The sequence below is a fragment of the Bacteroides sp. 51 genome (genome assembly GCF_010500965.1).
Lineage (GTDB): Bacteria > Bacteroidota > Bacteroidia > Bacteroidales > Bacteroidaceae > Bacteroides.
The window spans coordinates 12736-35183 of the sequence record NZ_QVMI01000016.1 but is presented as its reverse complement, the minus strand read 5'-3'; the positions used below and the strand labels follow the sequence as shown (position 1 = coordinate 35183).

Here is a 22448-nt window from a genome sequence, read left to right as displayed (position 1 = left end):
ATATATGGAAAAGAAATTAATCGTATCCTTATCGCCCCATGTGCATAGTGGAGATAGCATACAGAAGAATATGTACGGTGTGTTGATTGCACTGGTACCTGCTTTTATTGCATCACTTGCTTTTTATGGTTTAGGGGCGTTGGTTGTTACTGCTACATCGGTCATCGCTTGTATGCTGTTCGAGTGGGTAATTGCCAAATACATTCTGAGAAAAAATACAAATTCAATATGCGATGGTTCGGCTGCTATTACAGGTGTGCTGTTGGCATTCAACTTACCGTCTAACCTTCCGATCTGGATCATCATCATTGGTGCGTTATTTGCTATCGGAGTAGGGAAGATGTCATTCGGTGGTTTAGGTAACAATCCATTCAACCCTGCATTGGCAGGTCGTGTGTTCCTGTTGCTTTCGTTCCCGGTACAAATGACTACCTGGCCGGTTGTCGGACAATTAGGCTCGTATGTGGATGTTGAAACTGCTGCAACGCCTCTTGCTATAATGAAGCGGATTATTCACAATGACCCTAATACAACTTTGGCTGATCTGCCAAGTTCATTAGACTTATTTATAGGTAATAATCCGGGTTGTATTGGTGAAATCAGTGCTGTTGCCTTGTTAATTGGTTTGGTGTATATGTTATGGAGAAAGATTATCACCTGGCATATACCGGTTTCCATCCTGGGTACTGTATTCATATTCTCCGGTATCATGTATTTCGTGAATCCTGAAGTTTATGTATCTCCGGTCATTCAACTACTTTCGGGAGGTTTGATGCTGGGCGCTATTTTCATGGCGACCGATTATGTAACTTCTCCTATGAGTAAAAAAGGAATGTTGATCTACGGGGTGGCTATTGGTATACTGACTGTGGTGATTCGTTTGTTTGGCGCTTATCCCGAAGGAATGTCATTTGCTATTCTGATTATGAATGCATTTACTCCGCTTATTAATATGTATTGTAAACCAAAACGCTTTGGGGAGGTGGCAAAAAAGAAATGAAAAAGTTAGAGTCATCACTTAAAAATATGCTATTAGTCCTAACAGGCGTAACTGTTGTTGCTGTAGGGCTACTTGCATACGTCAATGAGTTAACCAAAGAACCCATTGCGGCTGCAAATATGAAAACGCTGAATGATGCGTTGAAGAACGTTGTGCCTGAGTTTACAAACAATCCTGTAGCCGAATGCGATACCATATTTGAAGAAAAGAATGGTAAGAAGCTGGTTCAGTTTATTGTTTATCCGGCTAAGAACGGCGATCAGGTGGTAGGTACTGCTGTACAGTCTGCTACATTAGGATTTGGCGGAGAGATAAAGGTACTTGTTGGTTTTGATGCTGAAGGGAAGATATACGATTATGCTTTGTTGTCACATGCTGAGACTCCAGGGTTAGGTTCTAAAGCCGATATCTGGTTTAAGGAAGGAAATAAAGGTAGCATCGTTGGAATGAATCCGGGTGAGTCACCTTTGGTTGTGAAGAACGATGGTGGGCAGATTGATGCTATTACTGCTTCGACCATTACCACACGTGCTTTCTTGAATGCAGTGAATGCTGCATATGGTGCATATAAAGGAAATCCTGATGCCCATACTTCAGCTTCTCAGCAGACTAAAGCTACTGCTACAGAAACCGATACCAACACTGCTGCTACTCAACAGGCAGAAGATGGTACTACGGCTGCTACATCAAAAGTTGAATCTACTGATTCCATCAGTGCTAAATAAAAGAAAGGAGTATTGATATGAATAACTTTAAAGTGTTAATGAACGGGATTATCAAAGAGAATCCCGTATTGGTACTTCTGCTTGGTATGTGTCCTACGTTGGGTACGACCTCCTCGGCAATTAATGGTATGGGAATGGGGTTGGCTACCATGTTTGTATTGATCTGTTCCAACCTTGTAATCTCACTGATTAAGAACCTGATTCCTGATATGGTGCGTATTCCTGCATTCATTGTTGTTATCGCCTCGTTTGTGACCTTGCTCCAGATGGTTATGCAAGCCTATGTGCCCGATTTGTATGCTACACTTGGTCTTTTCATTCCATTGATCGTGGTTAACTGTATCGTACTTGGACGGGCGGAAGCTTTTGCCGCTAAAAATAATCCGGTCAGCTCCATGTTTGATGGTTTAGGAATGGGGCTTGGTTTTACATTGGCTCTGACCTTGCTTGGTGCTACACGCGAGCTTTTAGGCACAGGTAAAATCTTTAATCTGACTATTTATCCGGAAGAGTATGGTATGCTTTTGTTTGTACTCGCTCCGGGTGCATTTATAGCTTTAGGTTATCTCATTGCAATTATTAACCGGTTAAAGAAAGCATAAGTCACTAATTAACAGAAGAAACAATTATGGAATATATCATTATATTTATCTCGGCCATCTTTGTGAACAACATTGTGTTGTCACAATTCCTGGGAATCTGTCCGTTCCTTGGTGTATCCAAGAAAGTAGAAACGGCAACAGGCATGGGAGCAGCGGTAGCGTTTGTGCTTACCATTGCCACTATCGTAACTTTCCTTATTCAGAAATACGTTCTCAATGCTTTTGGACTTGAGTACCTGCAAACCATTACCTTTATTCTGGTGATTGCCGGTTTGGTACAGATGGTCGAGATTATTTTAAAGAAAGTATCTCCTGCGCTTTATCAGGCATTGGGTGTATTTTTACCATTGATCACTACCAACTGTTGTATTCTTGGGGTAGCCATTCTGGTTATCCAGAAAGATTACGATCTGCTTACCGGAGTGGTTTATGCATTTTCTACTGCCCTTGGATTTGCGCTTGCGTTAATTTTATTCGCCGGATTAAGAGAGCAGATGGCATTGGTAAAGCTGCCTAAAGGTATGGCTGGTACTCCGATAGCCTTGATCACTGCCGGACTTCTTGCTATGGCTTTTATGGGCTTTTCGGGTATCGTTTAATAAAAACTTAAATAAAAGTTTGATTTATCTACCCATAAATTGATTTATTTATATAAATTTGCAGCGGATAACAAATAAATCATAAGCAAAACAAAAATGGGAAAAAGGATTCTAGTTACCGGAGGAACCGGATACATTGGTTCTCACACAGTTGTAGAGTTACAAAATTCAGGTTATGAAGTAATTATAATAGATAACCTTTCAAACTCCGGTGCTGATGTCGTAGACAACATAGAAAAAGTTTCTGGAATTCGTCCGATCTTTGAAGAATTGGATTGTCTTGATTTCGATGGCTTAGATGCATTATTTACCAAGTATCAAGGAATTGAAGCCATTATTCACTTTGCTGCCAGTAAGGCTGTAGGTGAGTCTGTACAAAAACCACTTTTGTATTATCGTAATAATTTAGTATCTTTGATCAATCTTTTGGAGTTAATGCCGAAACATCATGTTGGTGGAATTGTATTCTCGTCTTCATGTACGGTATACGGTCAACCGGATGAACTTCCGGTAACGGAAAAAGCTCCGATAAAGAAAGCTGAGTCTCCTTATGGAAATACAAAACAGATCAATGAAGAAATTGTTCAGGATACTGTTGCTTCCGGAGCCCCTATTGATGCAATATTATTACGTTATTTTAATCCGATAGGTGCTCATCCTTCTACATTGTTAGGAGAGTTGCCCAATGGAGTTCCTCAGAACCTGATACCTTTCCTTACGCAGACTGCGATAGGTATTCGTGAGAAGTTAAGCGTATTTGGTGATGATTATGATACTCCCGACGGATCTTGTATCCGTGATTTTATCAACGTAGTTGACTTGGCTAAAGCCCATGTTGTTGCGATTGATAGAATTTTACAAAAGAAACAAAAAGCCAAAGTTGAAGTGTTCAACATTGGAACAGGACGCGGTCTTTCTGTATTGGAATTAATAAATGCTTTTGAAGAGTCTACCGGTGTAAAACTGAACTACGAGATTGTAGGACGCCGTGCCGGAGATATAGAGAAAGTATGGGCCAATCCGGAATACGCGAATAATGAGTTAGGATGGAAAGCTGAAACCAGCATTGAAGATACTCTTCGCTCTGCATGGGCATGGCAGCTGAAGCTGCGTGAAAGAGGTATACAATAATTGTTTAGCTTTTTTAGATATTAAAACTTAAACAAATGGTCTCTACCATTTGTTTAAAAGGTGCGAATCTTCCTGATGCTGTTTTTTGTATGTGAATATAGGAAAACAGTTACTAATGTCTCCCCGACATTGACAGGTTGATTGCATAGTAGTTTTGTCGTGTTTTATTTTGTGTTTGTGTTGTGGCGGTACTGCGATGAGAATCGTGGTACCGTTTTTGTTTTGTGAGATAATGCTCATTACACCTCTACATATGGTTTTTCCGCAGAAAAGGTGTCATATCTCACACAGCCTCTCTGGGATGTTGATGAATAGGGAGATTTTGGAGAACGATGTGTAGTCTGGAAATCGCACGCTAGTGTCACAAGTCACACAGATATTATGTTCTCCTTCTTAATTTGAACCGCAATCTTTCGGCAATAGAAGTTTATTTCTTTTCAATATACAGTTTGATGAGTTTCAATACACCCGGGTGTTTTGATCCAAAAGACCCGGGTCTTCCATACCCATACACCCGGGTCTTTCGGATTGATACACCCGGGTCTTTTCAAGGTTTGTCCGTTTGTATCAGCCAAACATTTCTATTAAACCCTGCTCCAATGCAATAGGCAGAAAGCTTAGTTCCTTATGGGCTTTGGCATTACTTAATCCACTGAATTGTGGACGGGGAGTGGCCTCGCCCATTTCTGCTGTCGTTACGGGTTGGATTAGCGAACTGTCCAGTTGCAGATAACTGGCCACCCGGTAGGCTATTTCGGATATACTGTAACATTCACTTCCACAAATATGGAAGATGCCATTCAGTGGTTTTTCGATCAGCAGTTTAACTCCGGCCGATACATCTCCAACAAAAGTTGGCGTGCGCCATTGATCGGATACTACGCGTACGGGTTCTCCATTGCTGAGTTTGTTTGCTACCAGTTGCAGTATATTCCCGTGTTGTCCGGGTAGTGCTTTACCATAGACCACCACTACACGTACAATTGCATAATTGCTGCATAGTTGTTGAACTCTCTCTTCCCCTGCCAGCTTGGTTACGCCATAGTAGTTTACCGGGGCTGGTTTATCATCCTCGGTATAAAGTTGGCGGCCTTTTCCATCGAAAACGAAATCGGTGGACAGATGGATAAAACGACTTTGGTATGCTTCGCAGAATCGTGCAAGTCTTTCTACAGCATCGGTATTGGTGGCCCATGCCTCTGCATGGTGGGTTTCGCAGTAGTCGGGAACGGATAGGGCGGAGGTATTGATTACAACTTCCGGACGAACGGTTTCGAATAATTCTTCCACTTGTTTTTCGTCCCGTATATCTGCCTGGATAAACTGGTGGGTATCTTGTGGCAGAATATCTTCCCGTAAAGAGCAACCCACGACATGAAACGTATTGCATTTGGAAAGATCGTTTAATATTCTCCTGCCTGTGAATCCGTTTGCACCTATTATAAGTATGTTTTTCATTGAAATATAAGTACAGTTCCTCGCTGTTTAGTATGGATACATGGGGTTACGTCCCTGTTGAACTTCTATCCGGATACCGAAATTCTTATTAAATTTCAGTTCCATTCCACCCATAAAATTGTTTTTCTCCCACGGCAGGGCGCTGGGGTTAGGAATGCGCTTACCATCCAATGTATATTGCCCGTACGTACTCAACCGCATGTTGTCATTCAGTTGAAAGGTTGCACTTTGCAAGTAGTTGGAGGTAGGGAATACACCAATGCCAAAGGAACTGTATGAGTTGTACACATGCGTTTTTGATAAGACCATTTGTAGTGGCAGCATAAACAACAAGCTATAATCCTTTGTTGCATCGGGTCCCAGCAGATTGGTGCTGAACGATGGGATTTTTGGAGCAGTAAACAGCGTCATATCCAGCATGAAATCTCCAAATGGTTTGATGTTATATGCAGGGGGCGTTTGGATACTATCGGTAGTAACCTCATTTTGTGCTGATAGCCGGAAAGTTCCCGCTAACAGCGTTAGTATGAATATAAGCTTTCTCATGCTATAATTTTGTTTAGGCTTAACAAAGATACAATTTTACACAAAAAATACGTTATCTTTGCCGTCAAAATATAATATGTATATGAACAGGTGTATAGCATTCAAACGGATTAAACTTCTTTTTCTTTCCTTTTTTGTCTGTTCATGTGCGTTGGCCGGAGATACAATTAAAACGAAACGTCCACAATTTATCTCCGCCCAGTTTTCGGAAGGTTTTCTTCTGCCTAACAGTAAGATAGGGGGAGATGGGGGGAGTAAGACTCCTGCTTATTCGGCATTAACCCTGAAGTATGGTTTGTCTGCACGCGGCGACCGCTGGCAGGATGCTTTATATGGCATGCCCTACAAAGGTATTGGGGTATATCTTCCTTATTTTCCCAGCGATAAATATGATTTGGGCGACCCTTTCTCTGTTTTCCTGTTTCAAGGTGCACGTTTGAAACAATTCTCGCCGCATTGGTCTTTGCATTACGAGATAAACCTGGGAGTTGCATTCGGTTGGCAACATTATGATGTGTACGAACGTCCCCGGTTTATGGCTTTGGGATCGAGTACCAACATTCACCTGGCTGGGAATTGGTATTTGAAATGGAAGTTATCCCGTCACTGGGATTTACATGTCGGGGTGAGTATCACGCACTTCTCGAATGGAGCATTGCGTACGCCGAATAATGGCATCAATAAAGCCTCTGCTTTTATTGAGATGGCTTATAAGATTCATCCGGTGGAAGAAAAGAAAATACTTACCGAAGGGGTGTATACACCTCCGGCATTCCATAAGAACACTGCTCATGATCTGGCTTTCATGTTTACTACACGTACGGTTAAGGTAGATACAATCGGCACCGGGCTGAGAAGCAAGTATCCTAAACACCGGTTTAAAGTTGCCGGGTTGAGTTATAGCTATATGTTCCATAATACCCGCCGGTTTATGTTTGGACCAAGTCTTGAGGCTGTTTACGATGAAAGTGTAAGGGCCGAATTCAGAGGAGAACATGATCCCATATCGGGCCAATATTCCGAATATATAAAACTGGGTAAATTTAGTGATCGCTTCTCTGTGGGGGTGTCCTTGAAAGGTGAACTAACCATGCCCGGATACTCTATCTTTGCCAACTTAGGCTATGATGTTCTGCATAAAGACAAGATTGATAAACGCCTTTATCAGATTTACGGATTGAAAGTATATCTCTTCAACGACCTGTATGCCACTTTCGGCGTACGCTCTACAAATCTTACCCGCTCCCGCTATCTTTATCTGAATGTGGGGTATACGTTTAGGCATTTCAGAAAGAAATAATAGCTTATGCGGACGGGAGGTAAAAGATAATCTCCTCTTTTTCTGGTAGATATCAAATATTCTTTTATCTTTGGTCCGGATCGTATCCGGACTGCGACTTGGCTATTTGTATGCGACCGAACCAGGGAGAAAACCGAAAATCCAGCAAAGAGTAGGTGAAAAGCATTATTAAGGAAAATATGAAAACGACAAAATTGTTTTTATTAATCGTAGTGTTATTTCCTATAACTACTAATCTGTGTGCACAAACAGCGGAGGAATGGAAAAAGCTTGGCAATACCGAATTGGATAGTACAAACTACAGCAAGGCGATAGAATACTATCAAAAGGCCATTGAAGTAGATAGCAATTATTGTGATGCTTACCATAATCTGGGATTAGCGTATTCTGCCATTCAGGAATATGATAAGGCTATAGAATCGTATAATAAAGCAATAACAAAAAACGATACAGTTGCAATTACTTACTTTGCATTAGGAAGTGTTTATAATGAAAAACACGATTACGACAAAGCTATAGAAATGTTTAAGAAAGGTATAAGTTTAGAACCTGACTCTCCGAATGAATACTATTATTTGAGTTTCTTGTATGGCGAAAAAGGCAGTTATGTTTATCAAACATTGTATGCCAAAAAAGCGGCACAACTGGGAGATACATTGGCCCAGCAACTTTTTATCAGCAATGATATGTCGTGGGAAGATAATTTTGTTAAACCGGATTATGACCAGATTAAGATAAACATTGAAAACAAAGAGTCCAACCTTTATTATCCTAAACTTTGGGATAGATATCAGCAAGGCGATAGTACTATGACTGTGGATGAAAGGAGACATCTATATTATGGCTATGTATTTAATGAAAAGTATTCTCCATACTCATCAGTACACGATGGAGCGCAGGTTAATGCCATATTAAACAAGGAAAAACCAACAGAGGACGAATGGAAGGAATTAGTGTCATTGATTAATCTTACATTGAAAGTGCAGCCATTTAACTGTAAATACCTTCATTATCAAAGAATGGCATATCATGCTTTAGGAAGATCTTATTTTGCTGACAGAAACTACCACAAAATAATGTGTGTTCTTGATGCCCTAAACTCAACAGGAGATGGATTAGAAGAGGAAACGGCTATACACGTAACCGCTGTGCATAATGAATATGATTATTTGTTTTTTAGCAACTTATCTATGCAGAGCCAGTCCTTGATGGACGGTGGATACGATGTTTTGTATTTAGAGCTTAATAGAGACGGATTGGAGGAGTTATGGTTTGATGTAAACCAATCACTTAACCATCTGAATAAAATGTTTGAATAAGCTTAATTTACCCTGACTACCCTAATACCTGTTACATGCTTGCTCTGCGCCAGCTGATTGCGTAGTGTCCGTTTGTCTACCACGACCTTTTTCTCTACAGATGAAGCATGTAGCAGATGTAGTTTACCATTTTGGTAGATGGCAATTCCCATATGGCTGACGTCCAGTCCCTGGATATTGGTGCTTAGCATAATGATGTCCCCATCGTGTATCCAGGGGAATCCTTCGTCGGGGAGTTTCTGTTTAGGCATCCAGTGTACCTCCTGTCCGCTGAGCCTCTTTTCTACTTCTGCCATGAAGGAGGTGTTTTCCGGATTGTTTTTCAGATGTTTGTACTTATCCGGGTTTCGCGACATGAAAGACAGGTGTATAATATCGGTATCTTTGCTATATGCAGCGGTTATATCCTGGATGATTCCTTTCTGGATATTATTATTGATCCAGTCGGCTATATAATGCAAGCGTGAAGTATAGTCATCAAGAATTCCATCGCGATAGCGTATTCTTTGTAGGTTTACAGCAAAATCATTTTCAGAGAAAGTACCATCTTCTTTGGAGGATAAAGTCATTGCCATTACGCTTTCAACAAAAGTAGTGCAGTCCAATTCCTTGCGGCTAGTAAACAATTCTTCCTGCTCTGTTCTTTCCAGTGTATGTGCCACATAAGGAGTCCCAACAAGGCTTAATCCGTGTTTAGGCATCAGATTGTCTTGTTGGGCCGATAGGGTAGTGAATACCAAACAGCTGGCGATAAAAAGAATTATTTTCATATACTGTAGGGGCGGTTCGCGAACCGCCCGTTAATGGTTTACAAAACTACTTCTTCTCTCAGCCATTTCTCCAGTTCACCTGTCCATTGACGTTTATATTTAAAGTTGTCGCGGAATCCCCAACCATGTCCACCAATAGGGTAGATGTGCATGGCAGCCGAAACTTTATTCTGTATCAAAGCCATGTAATAATTTATGCTATTCTCGGGAACAACCGTACCATCGTCAGAAGAAAGCATAATGAATGCTTTAGGAGTATCGGGTGTTACTTGTTGCTCATTAGAGAATTTCTTCTCCAGCTCTGCCGATGGCGACTGTCCCAGTAAATTGCCACGCGAACCTGAATGCGTATACGGTTTCATTGTAATTACCGGATAGAATAAGATCTGGAAATCGGGACGGGTTTCTTTGCTGCTATAGTGAGTAGCCAGTGTAGAAGCCAGGTGTCCGCCGGCCGAAGCCCCCATGATGCCTACCTTATTCGGATCGACATTCCATTCGCTGGCATGTTGGCGCACCAGGCGGATGGCCTGTTCTGCATCCGACAGAGGAACCTCATGGTTTCCGTTGGGCATTCTATACTTTAAAACAACATACGTAATGCCTTGTGCATTGAACCAAGGTGCCATATCAAAACCTTCGTGATTCATCGCCAGGCGAGCATATCCTCCTCCCGGACACATGATAATGGTAGTACTGTTCGGGGTTGCCGATTTAAACACAGTGATGGAAGGATTCACGACATTAGCAACGCGTCCACCGTTCAGGTCTTCTTCCGTACCGGTAAGCCCGTTTGAATTGGGCGCTCCATTAGGCCATAAAAGCATTTCAATAGGTTGTTGTGCACATACACTTGTTGCTATTGCAAGTAGTGACATAATCAATATCTTTTTCATACTATAATTTGCGGCAAGGCGCCGCTACCTGTTATTATTTACTGATTTTCATACTGGTTTTGATTAAATATACAATTAGTAGTGCATACATAGCCAATGAAAGCACTTCCGACCATGAGTTTGCTACCCATGCAGTCATTTCCCAATTGTAGTCAGCAAAACGGATGATGGCACTTACCACACCCATCAGTGCACCTCCGGCAATAAATCCGGAAGCCAGTAATGTACCCTTTTCGCCACGGGCAGCATTTACCGCCTGGTCTTTGCTACGTGTAGTTACGTACCAGCTTACGGCTCCACCCACAACCAATGGAATATTCAATTCCAACGGAATAAACATACCCAGTGCAAAGGCCAATGCAGGTACTTTCAGGAAAGTAAGTACGATAGCCAAAGCCGCACCAATACCATACAACAACCAAGGTGCCCCTGTTCCTGTCATCAACGGTTCGATCACAGCAGCCATCGCATTGGCTTGTGGAGCATTCAACGCTCCTTCGCCCGTAAACCCATATGCTTTATTCAGGATAATCATTACCCCGCCTACGGTTGCAGCAGAAACGATGGTTCCCAGGAATTTCCAACCCTCCTGTTTGGCTGGGGTACTTCCCAACCAGTAGCCGATTTTGAGGTCCGTTATGAATCCGCCTGCCATTGATAACGCAGTACATACCACACCTCCCATAATCAGGGCAGCTACCATTCCTTCTGTACCATTCAATCCCACGGCTACCATCACTACGGAAGCAAGGATCAAGGTCATCAAAGTCATACCCGATACCGGATTGGTTCCTACAATAGCAATGGCATTGGCAGCAACCGTAGTAAACAGGAAAGCAATGATAGCAACCAAAAGGATGCCTACCAAAGTATGTAACAAGTTGCCTTGCATCACATCAAAATAGAAGAATAGTGTAATAAGCAAAAGGGTTATGACCGAACCAACAGCGATAATCTTCATCGACAAGTCACGCTGTGTTCTTTTGACTTCCGTAGAAACGGATGATTTACCTTTAAACTCATTTGCAGCCAGTCCGATAGCACCTTTAATAATGCTCCATGAACGAATAATACCAATCACTCCCGCCATAGCGATACCACCGATACCGATGCTACGGGCATATTCTTTAAAAATCGCTTCGGGTGCCATGTCGCCAACCAATGTGCCGGCAAGAGCAGGATTCCACATACTCAACTCCTGGCCTCCCCAGATTAAAGAAATACCCGGGATAATAATCCACCATACGGCCAGCGAGCCGGCACAGATAATGATCGCATATTTTAGTCCGATAATATATCCCAGACCAAGAAGTGCTGCACTGGTATTCACCTTGAATACCAATTTGGCTTTATCGGCCAGTGTATGCCCCAGCTCGCTTACCCGGCTGGTAAAGTCTGCATTCCATAGCCCGAAAGTAGATACAAGGAAATCGTATAAACCACCTATGATACCGGCTATTAACAATGGTTTAGCCTGGCTTCCGCCTTTTTCGCCCGATACAAGTACTTGTGCAGTTGCCGTAGCTTCCGGGAATGGGTACTTGCCGTGCATATCTTGCACGAAATATTTACGAAAAGGAATAAGGAAAAGGATACCCAACACACCTCCAAGCAATGAACTGATAAAGACCTGTGTAAAGGTTATTGTAATCTCTTTCGGATAATTCTCCTGAAGTATATATAAAGCCGGCAAGGTAAATATAGCACCTGCTACAATCACTCCCGAACTGGAACCGATAGATTGGATGATTACATTCTCGCCCAGCGCATTTTTACGTTTGGCGGCAGCCGATACTCCCACCGCAATAATTGCAATTGGAATAGCCGCTTCAAAAACTTGCCCTACTTTAAGTCCCAAATAAGCAGCTGCGGCAGAGAATAATACAGCCATAGCCAATCCCCACAATACCGACCAGAGATTTACCTCCGGATACTTTTTATCAGGGCTCATCAATGGATTGTACACTTCTCCGGGCTTTAGCTCACGGAAAGCGTTTTCGGGTAGTCCCGTGATTTTTTCTTCTTCGTGATTCATAGTTGAAACGCAGATTAACGCGGATTTACGCAGATTGTTTATTTTATTGTTTTACATTATTTATAGCATTCACAAAGCAGGAAGATAGTAAGCTGTACAAAAAATAAGCGAAAACACAAGGAATCAATCTTTCTTCATCCATGTATTTTCGCTTATTAACTCATATATCTTTTTTATTTATTAAAGATTGCGCAACGCGGCTTGCCGCACTTGGCCGCCCCGCCTCGGGGCCTATTTTGCTTCCATATCGCCTTCTATGAAGAGGCGTACCATTTCGGTTTTAGCGTTGGTACGGAGAGTGATGGACTTCTTAAAGTGTCCCGGGAATTTTCCGGTTCCATCATAAGTTACAGTGATCTTACCGGTTTTTCCGGGCAATATAGGTTCTTTAGTGTACTCGGGTACAGCGCAACCGCAAGATGCTACAGCCTGATGAATAACCAATGGAGCGTCACCAATATTGGTAAAGGTGAATGATCCGGTTACTTTCGGACTGTTCTCAGAGAATTTTCCGAAATCGTATGTTGTTTTATCAAATTTGATTTCCGCACCACCTTGGGCAGAAGCATAGCCGATTCCGGCAATCAGGAAAATAAAAAATAATATTTTTTTCATTTAAGTCTTTTTTTAGTGTTTACCAAATACAAAGGTAAGTCTTTTTTTCAGAAATAATCGTGTATATTTGCGAAATAGTATTAAAAACGTTTATGTATGAATGTCAGGAATGGTTTATTGATGGTGCTTTTGTTATCCGCAGGACTCCTGGGGTGCGACGATTCATCGCTAACACTTTCAGGGTTGAAGGTTGCGGATTTTCAAACAGAGAGGGACGGAAAGCTTACTAACCTTTACGTTTTAAAAAACAAAAACGGAATGGAAGTTTGTGTCACCAACTATGGTGCGCGTGTAGTCTCCATAATGGCTCCCGATCGAAATGGAAAGTCGGAAGATGTAGTGAATGGATTTCCTACCATAAAGGAATATATGGATCAGTCGCAGAATTTCGGATCTACAGTGGGACGATATATCGGGCGTATTCTGAATGCGACTTTTACACTGGATTCCATTACCTATCATTTAACACCAAATACAGGACAACATTCGGCTCATGGCGGTAACCCTGGGTTTGCCGCTAAAATCTGGGATGCAGAGCAATTAGATCCCTCGGCTATTAAGTTGAGCTATTTGTCTATAGATGGCGAAAACGGTTTTCCCGGTAATCTGGACGTAAGTGTAGTGTATCGGCTGACAGATGATAATGAACTTGATATTACTTATGAAGCAAAAACGGATAAACCAACCGTGGTTAACCTCTCACATCATTCATTCTTTAATATATCCGGTGATCTGGCCGGTACAATAGAAGATGAAATCCTATATGTGAATGCCGATTACTTTACCCCTTATGACTCAACCAAATGTGTGACCGGTGAGTTTGCTGCTGTGGAAGGAACACCTTTTGATTTTACTGTTCCCGAACGTATGGGCAGTCGTATGGATGAAGATGATCCGCAGTTAAACCTTGCCCGGGGTGGGTATGATCATTGCTTTGTGTTGAATACGAAAGGGGATGTTACTAAACTTGCCGCTTCTGTGTATGATGAGAAAAGTGGCAGGATACTTGAGGTTTATACAAACGAACCGGGCTTACAAGTCTATACAGCCGAAGGGTTGAGAGGGAAGTTGGTAGGGAAAAAAGGTATTGCTTACCCGAAACGTAATTCGATTTGTCTTGAAACGATGCATTTTCAGGATAGCCCGAATAAACCTCAGTTTCCTTCGACAGTGTTGCGACCCGGTGAAAAATACTATAGCCGGTGTGTGTATAGGTTTGGGGTAAAATTGTAATAAGAGTAGGGGCGGTTCGCGAACCGCCCGAAAATGGTTTCCTGTACATTGGGCGGTTCGCGAACCGCCCCTACAGTATTATTTCTTCATTTCCATTCCCAGCTTCATGCCGTCATAACTTTCGGCCAATGCAGTGATAGATTTGATGGTGGTGTTATTTACCTTGTTACCCAGGAAAGTTACCAGTTGCAGGAGTTTGTCTGCATCGAAAAGCAACGACATATTATTGGAAGATCCGGTAACTGCTGCATTCATACCCACAAGTCCGGAGAATTTCAGGTTAAGGGTTGATGCACTGCTATCATATGTGTATGTACCTTTTATTGTACGTTTTCCGATAACGCTGCTAAATGAACCGTCTTCGTTAAAAGTAAAGCTTGTTGCTCCAGCCTTGATCCCTACTTTGGATAGTTGTGTATCCAGTTTGCTTTCTACAGTTGATGCTGCAACGGCTCCTCCGGCTTTATTCAGCAAGTTGTCCGATTCGAATTGTACTGCCGATCCACTGTAGCTCCATGTTCCAGTGATGTTTTTTACTACAGCGGTTCCGGTAACTTCTTTAACAGTGTCTACTGCTTTTGATATATTCTCGCTGTTGAATATATCCTTCCATGATTGTGCATTAGCGTTGTTTACAGTGAATAATAAGCCACATACGCATGCGATAATTAATTGCAATTGTTTCATTTTTCTTCTTTTTTGTGAATAAATTAATACTAACGGTAAATCTCCTTGTTGATAGACTCGATATAACCCAGTATCTCATTTCGTCCGAGTTTAGTTTCGGAAGAGGAGATAAAATGAGGAGGTAGTTCCTCCCATTGGCGGCGTAACTCGCGCAGATACATTTGTATGTTACTGCTAAGTTTACCCCCCTTGAGTTTATCGGCCTTGGTGAACACGATAGAGAAAGGGATTCCGTTTTCGCCCAGCCACTCCATAAACTCCATGTCTATCTTCTGTGGTTCCAGGCGACTATCAATTAAAAGAAATAGATTAGTCATTTGTTCGCGCTCAAGGATATAATCTTCAATAATTTTTCGAATCTGATCCTGTCCTTTCATTCCACGGCGAGCGTATCCGTATCCGGGCAGGTCGACAATATACCAGCTATCGTCAATAATAAAATGATTGATCAGCATTGTTTTACCAGGTGTGGCCGAAGTCATAGCCAATCCCTTTCGTCCGGTCAGCATATTGATCAGGCTGGACTTACCAACGTTGGAACGTCCGATGAACGCATACTCAGGCAATGTCCCCTCCGGGCATTTCTTCACATCTGTATTACTGATAACAAACTCTACTTTATTAATATTCATAGTCCTTGTTCTTTATTAGTTATATTTTACCACAGAGTAACACAGAGTTTTTAATGATTCTGTTGCGGCACATTGCCATCTCTGTGAAACTCTGTGTTACTCTGTGGTGAGGCGCTCATTAGCCACATGCCTGCAAAGGTAAGGGCTCCGTTTAACATAAGCAACTCATACCCGAAAGAATATTGTGTGTATTTACTCACAATCATGTTCAGTATATAGCAGATGATGGGCGATGCTATGGCAATATAAGGTACCCATTTATCTTTCGTTGTTCGTTTAGTGAATAATCCGAAGCAGAACATGCCTAATAATGGTCCGTAAGTATATGAAGCTATGATATATATGGCATCAATTACGCTTTTGTTGTTTACAATCCGGAAGAAGCAGATGAAGGCTATTAACACAACGGACATAAGGATATGTACTTTCTGACGTTTCCGGCGTGCGATTTCCTCCGGGTCTTTGTCCGTGTTCAGGATATCTACGCAGAAACTAGTGGTCATTGAGGTTAGGGCAGAGTCTGAGTTGCTGAATGCAGCTGCAATAATGCCGATGGTGAACAGTACCAGTACCGACTGGCCCAGATAACCCTGTGTGGCAAACATCGGAAGGATATCATCGTTCATCGGTGGTAGTTCCAGTTGCATCTTACCAGCAAGTACCAATAGCAGAATGCCCAGACAAAGGAATAACAGGTTCAGAGGAATAAATGAGAATCCGTAACAATACATGTTTTTCTGTGCCTCCTTCAGGTTGCGGCAAGTGAGATTCTTTTGCATCATATCCTGATCCAACCCTGTCATCACAATCACAATGAAAATCCCGCTGATGAATTGTTTGAAGAAGTTCTGGCGGGACACCCAGTCGTCAAAAACAAAGATGCGAGAATGTTCGTTTTCCCGGATAACCTGAACCATACCTTTCACATCCAGGTCAAGATGTCCGGCAATGGATATAATAATAAAGATTAATGCTATGATCAGGCAGAGGGTTTGTAAGGTATCCGTCCATACAATTGTTTTGATACCACTTTTTTGTGTATAGAACCATACCAACGTGACTGCACCGGCAGCTATAGCCCAGAAGGGTACGTTCATTTCCTGAAATACATATGTATAAAGAATCAGACATACCAGATAGAGTTTGGCTGCTGTACCCAGCATGCGCGAAAGCAAAAAGAATAACGATCCGGTGCGATAGGTATGAACACCAATCCGATTTCCCAGGTAGGTATATATGCTTGTCAGGTTCAGTCTATAGTAGAGTGGGAGTAATATGTGTGCTACGATGAGGTAGCCGAAGAAGAAACCAATCACCGTCTGCATATAGGTCATGTCCATGCCCCGAACCATTCCCGGTACGGAAACAAATGTTACCCCGGAGATGGATGCTCCGATCATTCCGAAAGCTACGACGTACCACGGCGATTTATTCTCTCCTTTAAAGAAAACGGCATTGGAACCACCTTTCCTTCCGGTGATCCGGGCAATAATCAATAATGCTGTGAAATAGCAGATAATGGTGATAATGATCATCATGCCGCAAAAGTACGATTTTAGTTTTTAAGTTTTTGAGTTTTTAAGATTAAAAATAGCCCGCTATTTTCGACTTAAAAAGAAAACAAACAGCCAAAAAATAGCGCTAAATAAAAGAACGAGCAAAATTTAAACAGGCTCTTAATCTTAAAATCTTAAAAACTCAAGAACTTAAAAACTAAAACATGTATCTTTGGCGACTGAGTTTGTATTTTGATTTTATAGACTTAAAAACTTAAAGACTAAAAAATGAATCAACAATATCCGTCAATGTTGCTGGAAAAGGCTGTGAACGAGTTTTCCAAACTTCCCGGCATCGGACGAAAGACGGCGATGAGACTTGTACTCCATTTGCTCCGGCAGGAAACGAGTGTAGTGGAAGCGTTTGGAAACGCTATGATTACGCTTAAACATGAAGTGAAATATTGTAAAGTATGCCATAATATATCGGATACGGAAGTTTGTCAGATTTGTGCCAATCCTAAACGTGATGCTTCTACTATTTGTGTGGTAGAGAATATTCGTGATGTGATGGCCGTAGAAGGCACTCAGCAATTTCGTGGCTTATACCATGTCTTGGGTGGTGTTATTTCGCCTATGGATGGTGTTGGTCCCAGTGATTTACAGATCGAAAGCCTGATAGAGCGGGTCAAAGAAGGAGGAATCAATGAGGTAGTCCTGGCTTTGAGTTCTACAATGGAAGGTGATACCACCAACTTTTATATTTATCGTAAACTGGAAAGCACAGGTGTTAAACTGACAGTCATTGCCCGTGGAATCTCCATTGGCGATGAACTCGAATATACCGATGAAGTCACCCTCGGACGAAGTATCGTCAACCGCATTCCATTTAATCAGTAGTCAGTAGCTAGTAGTCAGTAGTAAGGTTTTATCCTTACCTATGTAGTATTGTTCCATTGACCTAGCTTCTAACTTTTAACTTCTAACTTCTAAAATTATGTTTAAGAAAATAGCACAGAAACTAAAGACGCAATATTACCTGTTCTGGGTATTACCAATTCTATTTGTGGTAGCTTACGAAACGGATTTCTTACCTGTAGGACTCTATGCGGATGATCCTCGGATGATGTATATTTGGGAGACAGTGGGCATACTGACTGCCATTGTTTGTGTTCCTTTAGCCTTGAAGCTGTTCAGTGTTGTACTTAAGAAAAAGATAGACGAGGTTCATCTTACCGAGGCACTGTCTAAATACATTCTTTGGAGTGGTGTACGTCTGGCTATATTGGAAGTTGCAATACTATTAAATATATTAGTATATTATCTCACGCTTAGCAACGTCGGTGCTTTTTGTGCACTGATTGCTGTGACGGCTTCCGTCTTTTGCCTCCCGGGAGAGAAGCGGATGCGCGAAGAACTGAATGTAAATACGGAGGAATAACCGATGAATACACCCGTTGGAAAGAAAAGAAAACCATCCCTGTATCTTTGTATGCAGATTTTAGGAGGTGTCATAGCCATTATTGTTTTTGTGGTGGTGGTTAGGATTCATTCAACAGAAGCAAATGTTTCCATTGAGGGCGAGGAGATCAGAATTGAGGGATCGTATGGAGAGAGATTTTCTCTTGATGACCTGTCTCAGGTAAACTTAGTAGATACGTTGCCTGTTATAAAATCAAGAACAGATGGTTATTCGTTTGCTTCTGTGAAAAAGGGTTATTTCAGAACAGAAAGTGGTGAGCGTATCAAGCTCTTTCTGCATGTTGCAGATGGGCCATTCCTGAAAATACAACGTAAGGATGATATACCTGTTTTTATAAATTATAGTGATTCAAGTAAAACCCAGCAAGTATATAAAGAGATTCTTGCGCAAATCAACAAGTAATGATGCAAAAGTCTTATCTAACCAACGAACGCATATATCTTCGGGCAGTAGAACCGGAGGATCTTGAGATATTCTACCAAATGGAGAATGATCCCGCTTTTTGGGAAATCAGTAATTTTACCGTGCCTTATTCCCGCTATGTATTAACGCAGTATATCGAAAATTCGGCCAATGATATGTTTGCCGATAAGCAACTTCGTTTGATGATTATGCGGCACTCCGACCATAAAGTTTTGGGTACGATTGATATCACAGATTTTATTCCTCTTCATTTGCGGGCAGCTGTAGGAATTGCTTTACTGGAAGAGTACCGGGGCAATGGGTATGCTAAAGATGCTCTGTCTCTTTTATGCGATTATGCTTTGGGCTTTCTGCGAATGAAGCAACTCTATGCCCACATTCCAGTTGATAATAAGGGCAGTTTGAACTTATTTACGAATTGCGGCTTTCAAGCTTGTGGAACCATGATAGAGTGGTTGAGAACAGGGGAGGGGTATAAGGATGTTGTGATGATGCAAAAAGTAGTAAGAAGCTAGAAGTAAGAAGTTAGTAGTAAGAAGTTAGTAGTAAGGTTATTTAACCATGCGGCATCGTTCCTTAACCTTACTACTAACTTCTTACTACTAACTTCTTACTTCTAGCTTCTTTTCTGCGCCCGTTTTTTATTCCGCCAGTAATTGCCATTGCTCTTGCTGCCGTACATATTCCGTTTCTTGGCTTCGTCTTTGATTTCCTTTTTCTTTTCCACGACAGCTTCTTTCGCGGTTTGTGTTTCGAAAGCATGTCCATTCATTACAGGTATCTGCTTGCCAATGAGTTTATGAATATCTTTGAGTAGTGCTACTTCTTCCGTATCGCAGAAGGAGAATGAGATACCCGACCGTCCGGCGCGACCTGTTCGTCCGATGCGGTGAACATATGTTTCGGGAACATTCGGCAGATCGTAGTTGATCACATGCGATAAATGATCTACGTCAATCCCCCGAGCAGCAATATCCGTAGCGATTAACACCCGGGTAGTGTGATCTTTGAAATTGTTCAAGGCACGCTGGCGTGCATTTTGCGATTTATTGCCATGTATAGCTTCTGCTATGATTCCGGTTTTTGATAATACACGGGCTACTTTATCCGCCCCATGTTTGGTGCGGGTAAATACCAATACAGATTCCAGCGTTTTATCCTGAAGCAGACTTGTCAGCAGTTTAATCTTCTCCTTCTTTTCCACATAATAAACCGACTGCTCGATCTTGTCGACTGTAGAAGAAGGTGGGGTTACCTCCACTTTTTCCGGATCATGCAATATTTTCTCGGCCAGGCGTTGTATTTCCGGTGGCATCGTGGCTGAGAAAAATAACGTCTGACGTTTCTTGGGCAGTAACGGCAGCAACCGTTTAATATCATGAATGAACCCCATGTCGAGCATGCGGTCTGCTTCGTCAAGAACGAAATATTCCAATGTGTTCAACTTGATAAATCCCTGGCCGATAAGGTCGAGCAGTCGCCCCGGAGTTGCAATTAATACATCTACCCCTTTTTTGAGGGCATCTGTTTGCGGGTTCTGGGTTACTCCACCGAAAATCACTGTGTGGCGTACGTCTGTGTAATATCCGTAAGAGGCGAAACTTTCATCTATCTGAATGGCAAGTTCGCGGGTTGGTGTTAATACCAATGCCTTTATCCCTTTTGTTTTACCGGCTTTATGCTGTTCATGAAGTTTCTGTATGATGGGTATGGAAAATGCAGCGGTTTTACCGGTACCGGTTTGTGCACATCCTAACAAATCATGTCCATTAAGTATAATCGGAATAGCTTCAGCTTGAATAGGGGTGGGGGTGATGTATTCTTCGTCTTGTAATGCCTGACGAATAGGGGCAATAAGTTTTAAATCTTCAAATGTCATTAAATTCTGTAATAAAGTGGTGAGTTGTCACAACTCGTAAATTTCTTGGGTACAAAGGTAGGGTAATAATTCAAATCTTCTGGCATATTGCATGAAAAAAGATATCTTTGTGGCAATATACGTTTTATTATATGGCCGAATTGCTAACGCATAATGTATTGTCTTTTGCTTCCTCATTTACTCTTGTGATTTTGGGAACCATATTGATGAGTATTCATATTTTACCGGATGCCCGACTGGAATATCTACGCAAATCCCGCAAATACTTATCTTTCTCCTATTTCTTACTAGGGGTGTTTGGTTTTATCAGTTTCTTTTTATGCGAAGAAGCGGGGAATATAAATATGTTGCAAGCGTTTGGTATATTCATCAGTTCGTATCAGGCGCTACTTTTTACAACGACCGTCTTGACATTTATTCAGCCTCTGTATATTAAGAAAAGGAATGTGTTGTGGCAGATAGGCCTGATTACTGTTGTGGGAAGCATACTTATTATTGCTTTTTTTTCATTTTCACATAAAATATACATCATCTTTTTTTGTATTGCCTGGGTTGCTTATCTTTTCCAGATTATCTGTTACGTCTTTTTGTTTCGCCGGAAATATAAAGTTCTTTTGCGGCAGTTAGAGAATTATTATGATGAGGAGCAAAAAGCGCGTTTGCATTGGGTGAAATTCTGCTTTTATAGTGCTACAACTATAGGATTAGCTTCTCTGTTTGTCTGGTCTTTGGGTAGTACTGTTCATACTTTATTTGTCATGCTATATACCAGCTATTATGCTTATATGGTGGTTCGTTTCTATAATTATCAGATTGATGCTAAGTTCCTCTTGCCGGTTATTACCCATATACAACAGGATGCGGAGGCCGAGATCTCTATTGCATCTGATGATCCATCTGCATTCCGGTACACTACGATGGTTTTTACCCACAAGGAACGTCAATTGCAGATTAATCTGGAGCAATGGGTGAACGAAAAGAAGTATCTTGAGAAAGATAAGGGGGTGAATGAAATAGTTGAGGAGCTTGGGGCGGGCGACCGCTACTTCTTACAAGATTATTTCAAAAGGCATATGCCGACAAACTTTCGCACCTGGCGTTCCGGGTTACGTATTAAAGAAGCGCAACGCATGATCAGTGAAGATCCTGACATTACTTTAGAAACAGTGTGTGAGGCTGTTGGCTTTAATCACCGTAGTAACTTTCATCAGCAGTTCCAGAAGATAACCGGTATTACACCTACCGAATATAAAAGGCGATGTAAAGGGTATTAATTGGGGTTAAATAAGGCATACTCTGTTATTTTTAAGTGGTATCACTTAAAAATAACAGAGTATATTTTTTAGCGAACCTCGTTCATCTTAACTTTGCATCATTACATCTGTTAATCATATGTTGATAACAATTTCATGTAGAAAAACATATATTAGCAAGAGCGATAATTTATTCATGATGTGATATCATGATGCTACTTAAGTTGTATTTCCCCTCAATCAGGCGTGCTTGAGGGGAGTTTCTAACTCTAATGATGCATCAAAAGTTTTGCGCTGATGCATCCATTTAAGAAATACTGTTTAACTCTTTTATTTGCAAGAAAAAAATGAGTACTTTTATCAGGC

General features: G+C 41.6%; 23 protein-coding genes. 13 read left to right on the top strand and 10 right to left on the bottom strand.

Going from position 1 to position 22448, the window contains the following annotated elements:
- Positions 1 to 4 precede the first annotated feature (4 nt).
- The 5 genes from D0T87_RS12910 to galE all read left to right on the top strand — a co-directional run bounded on the left by D0T87_RS12910 (position 5) and on the right by galE (position 4057).
- Complete coding sequence (locus tag D0T87_RS12910) at positions 5 to 1000, top strand: RnfABCDGE type electron transport complex subunit D (RefSeq protein ID WP_163175552.1); 996 nt, start codon at positions 5 to 7, stop codon at positions 998 to 1000.
- Entirely contained in the window at positions 997 to 1725 is a 729-nt protein-coding gene (locus tag D0T87_RS12905) for an RnfABCDGE type electron transport complex subunit G (RefSeq protein ID WP_163175551.1), read from the top strand. The genes D0T87_RS12910 and D0T87_RS12905 overlap by 4 nt, the downstream gene beginning before the upstream one ends.
- A 17-nt stretch (positions 1726 to 1742) precedes the next feature.
- Positions 1743 to 2327 (top strand): electron transport complex subunit RsxE, encoded by a 585-nt coding sequence (rsxE, locus tag D0T87_RS12900; protein WP_163175550.1) that lies wholly within the window; start codon positions 1743 to 1745, stop codon positions 2325 to 2327.
- Positions 2328 to 2353: 26 nt separating this feature from the next.
- On the top strand, positions 2354 to 2926 hold the full coding sequence (gene rsxA / locus D0T87_RS12895; RefSeq protein WP_163175549.1) for an electron transport complex subunit RsxA: 573 nt from the start codon (positions 2354 to 2356) through the stop codon (positions 2924 to 2926).
- A 96-nt stretch (positions 2927 to 3022) separates the two neighbouring features.
- Complete coding sequence (galE, locus tag D0T87_RS12890; RefSeq protein WP_163175548.1) at positions 3023 to 4057, top strand: UDP-glucose 4-epimerase GalE; 1035 nt, start codon at positions 3023 to 3025, stop codon at positions 4055 to 4057.
- Positions 4058 to 4624: 567 nt separating this feature from the next.
- On the opposite strand, the gene D0T87_RS12885 is transcribed toward galE, so the two are convergent.
- Positions 4625 to 5515, bottom strand: a complete 891-nt coding sequence (locus D0T87_RS12885) for an SDR family oxidoreductase (RefSeq protein WP_163175547.1) — start codon at positions 5513 to 5515, stop codon at positions 4625 to 4627.
- Between the two features lie 27 nt (positions 5516 to 5542).
- Positions 5543 to 6061 carry an occludin gene (locus D0T87_RS12880; RefSeq protein ID WP_163175546.1) on the bottom strand — a complete coding sequence of 173 codons (519 nt, stop codon included), beginning with the start codon at positions 6059 to 6061 and terminating at the stop codon, positions 5543 to 5545.
- Between the two features lie 82 nt (positions 6062 to 6143).
- Here D0T87_RS12880 and D0T87_RS12875 point away from each other — a divergent pair, with 82 nt between their 5' ends.
- Positions 6144 to 7361 (top strand): acyloxyacyl hydrolase, encoded by a 1218-nt coding sequence (locus D0T87_RS12875; RefSeq protein ID WP_163175545.1) that lies wholly within the window; start codon positions 6144 to 6146, stop codon positions 7359 to 7361.
- Between the two features lie 179 nt (positions 7362 to 7540).
- On the top strand, positions 7541 to 8680 hold the full coding sequence (locus D0T87_RS12870) for a DUF4919 domain-containing protein (RefSeq protein WP_163175544.1): 1140 nt from the start codon (positions 7541 to 7543) through the stop codon (positions 8678 to 8680).
- Between the two features lie 2 nt (positions 8681 to 8682).
- Here the strand turns inward: D0T87_RS12870 and D0T87_RS12865 are convergent, their stop codons facing one another.
- The 4 genes from D0T87_RS12865 to D0T87_RS12850 all read right to left on the bottom strand — a co-directional run bounded on the left by D0T87_RS12865 (position 8683) and on the right by D0T87_RS12850 (position 12996).
- Positions 8683 to 9450 (bottom strand): N-acetylmuramoyl-L-alanine amidase-like domain-containing protein, encoded by a 768-nt coding sequence (locus D0T87_RS12865; RefSeq protein ID WP_163175543.1) that lies wholly within the window; start codon positions 9448 to 9450, stop codon positions 8683 to 8685.
- A 38-nt stretch (positions 9451 to 9488) separates the two neighbouring features.
- The gene (locus D0T87_RS12860; protein ID WP_163175542.1) at positions 9489 to 10346 is read right to left on the bottom strand and encodes an alpha/beta hydrolase; all 858 of its coding nucleotides are present in this window, start codon (positions 10344 to 10346) and stop codon (positions 9489 to 9491) included.
- A 34-nt stretch (positions 10347 to 10380) separates the two neighbouring features.
- Positions 10381 to 12381: an OPT family oligopeptide transporter gene (locus D0T87_RS12855; protein WP_163175541.1), complete on the bottom strand. Its 2001-nt coding sequence runs from the start codon at positions 12379 to 12381 to the stop codon at positions 10381 to 10383.
- A gap of 231 nt (positions 12382 to 12612) precedes the next feature.
- Positions 12613 to 12996 carry a DUF1573 domain-containing protein gene (locus tag D0T87_RS12850; RefSeq protein WP_163175540.1) on the bottom strand — a complete coding sequence of 128 codons (384 nt, stop codon included), beginning with the start codon at positions 12994 to 12996 and terminating at the stop codon, positions 12613 to 12615.
- Between the two features lie 96 nt (positions 12997 to 13092).
- Here D0T87_RS12850 and D0T87_RS12845 point away from each other — a divergent pair, with 96 nt between their 5' ends.
- Complete coding sequence (locus D0T87_RS12845) at positions 13093 to 14229, top strand: aldose epimerase family protein (protein ID WP_163175539.1); 1137 nt, start codon at positions 13093 to 13095, stop codon at positions 14227 to 14229.
- A gap of 78 nt (positions 14230 to 14307) precedes the next feature.
- On the opposite strand, the gene D0T87_RS12840 is transcribed toward D0T87_RS12845, so the two are convergent.
- The 3 genes from D0T87_RS12840 to D0T87_RS12830 are packed head-to-tail and all read right to left on the bottom strand — an operon-like array spanning position 14308 to position 17086.
- Complete coding sequence (locus tag D0T87_RS12840) at positions 14308 to 14916, bottom strand: DUF4923 family protein (protein WP_163175538.1); 609 nt, start codon at positions 14914 to 14916, stop codon at positions 14308 to 14310.
- Positions 14917 to 14945: 29 nt separating this feature from the next.
- Positions 14946 to 15548, bottom strand: a complete 603-nt coding sequence (gene yihA, locus D0T87_RS12835; RefSeq protein ID WP_163175537.1) for a ribosome biogenesis GTP-binding protein YihA/YsxC — start codon at positions 15546 to 15548, stop codon at positions 14946 to 14948.
- A gap of 50 nt (positions 15549 to 15598) precedes the next feature.
- The gene (locus tag D0T87_RS12830; protein WP_163175536.1) at positions 15599 to 17086 is read right to left on the bottom strand and encodes a sodium:solute symporter; all 1488 of its coding nucleotides are present in this window, start codon (positions 17084 to 17086) and stop codon (positions 15599 to 15601) included.
- A gap of 246 nt (positions 17087 to 17332) precedes the next feature.
- Here D0T87_RS12830 and recR point away from each other — a divergent pair, with 246 nt between their 5' ends.
- From recR to D0T87_RS12810, 4 genes are all read left to right on the top strand, one after another.
- A complete protein-coding gene (recR, locus tag D0T87_RS12825; protein WP_163175535.1) occupies positions 17333 to 17944 on the top strand; it encodes a recombination mediator RecR in 612 nt (203 codons plus the stop codon).
- 97 nt (positions 17945 to 18041) lie between these two features.
- On the top strand, positions 18042 to 18485 hold the full coding sequence (locus tag D0T87_RS12820) for a hypothetical protein (protein ID WP_163175534.1): 444 nt from the start codon (positions 18042 to 18044) through the stop codon (positions 18483 to 18485).
- Positions 18486 to 18488: 3 nt separating this feature from the next.
- Positions 18489 to 18929, top strand: coding sequence for a hypothetical protein (locus D0T87_RS12815; RefSeq protein WP_163175533.1), 441 nt, complete (start codon positions 18489 to 18491; stop codon positions 18927 to 18929).
- 2 nt (positions 18930 to 18931) lie between these two features.
- Positions 18932 to 19465, top strand: a complete 534-nt coding sequence (locus D0T87_RS12810; protein WP_163175649.1) for a GNAT family N-acetyltransferase — start codon at positions 18932 to 18934, stop codon at positions 19463 to 19465.
- 101 nt (positions 19466 to 19566) lie between these two features.
- Here the strand turns inward: D0T87_RS12810 and D0T87_RS12805 are convergent, their stop codons facing one another.
- Entirely contained in the window at positions 19567 to 20829 is a 1263-nt protein-coding gene (locus D0T87_RS12805) for a DEAD/DEAH box helicase (RefSeq protein WP_163175532.1), read from the bottom strand.
- Positions 20830 to 20960: 131 nt separating this feature from the next.
- Between D0T87_RS12805 and D0T87_RS12800 the strand changes: the two genes are divergently transcribed.
- On the top strand, positions 20961 to 22103 hold the full coding sequence (locus tag D0T87_RS12800; protein WP_163175531.1) for a helix-turn-helix domain-containing protein: 1143 nt from the start codon (positions 20961 to 20963) through the stop codon (positions 22101 to 22103).
- Positions 22104 to 22448: the final 345 nt, after the last annotated feature.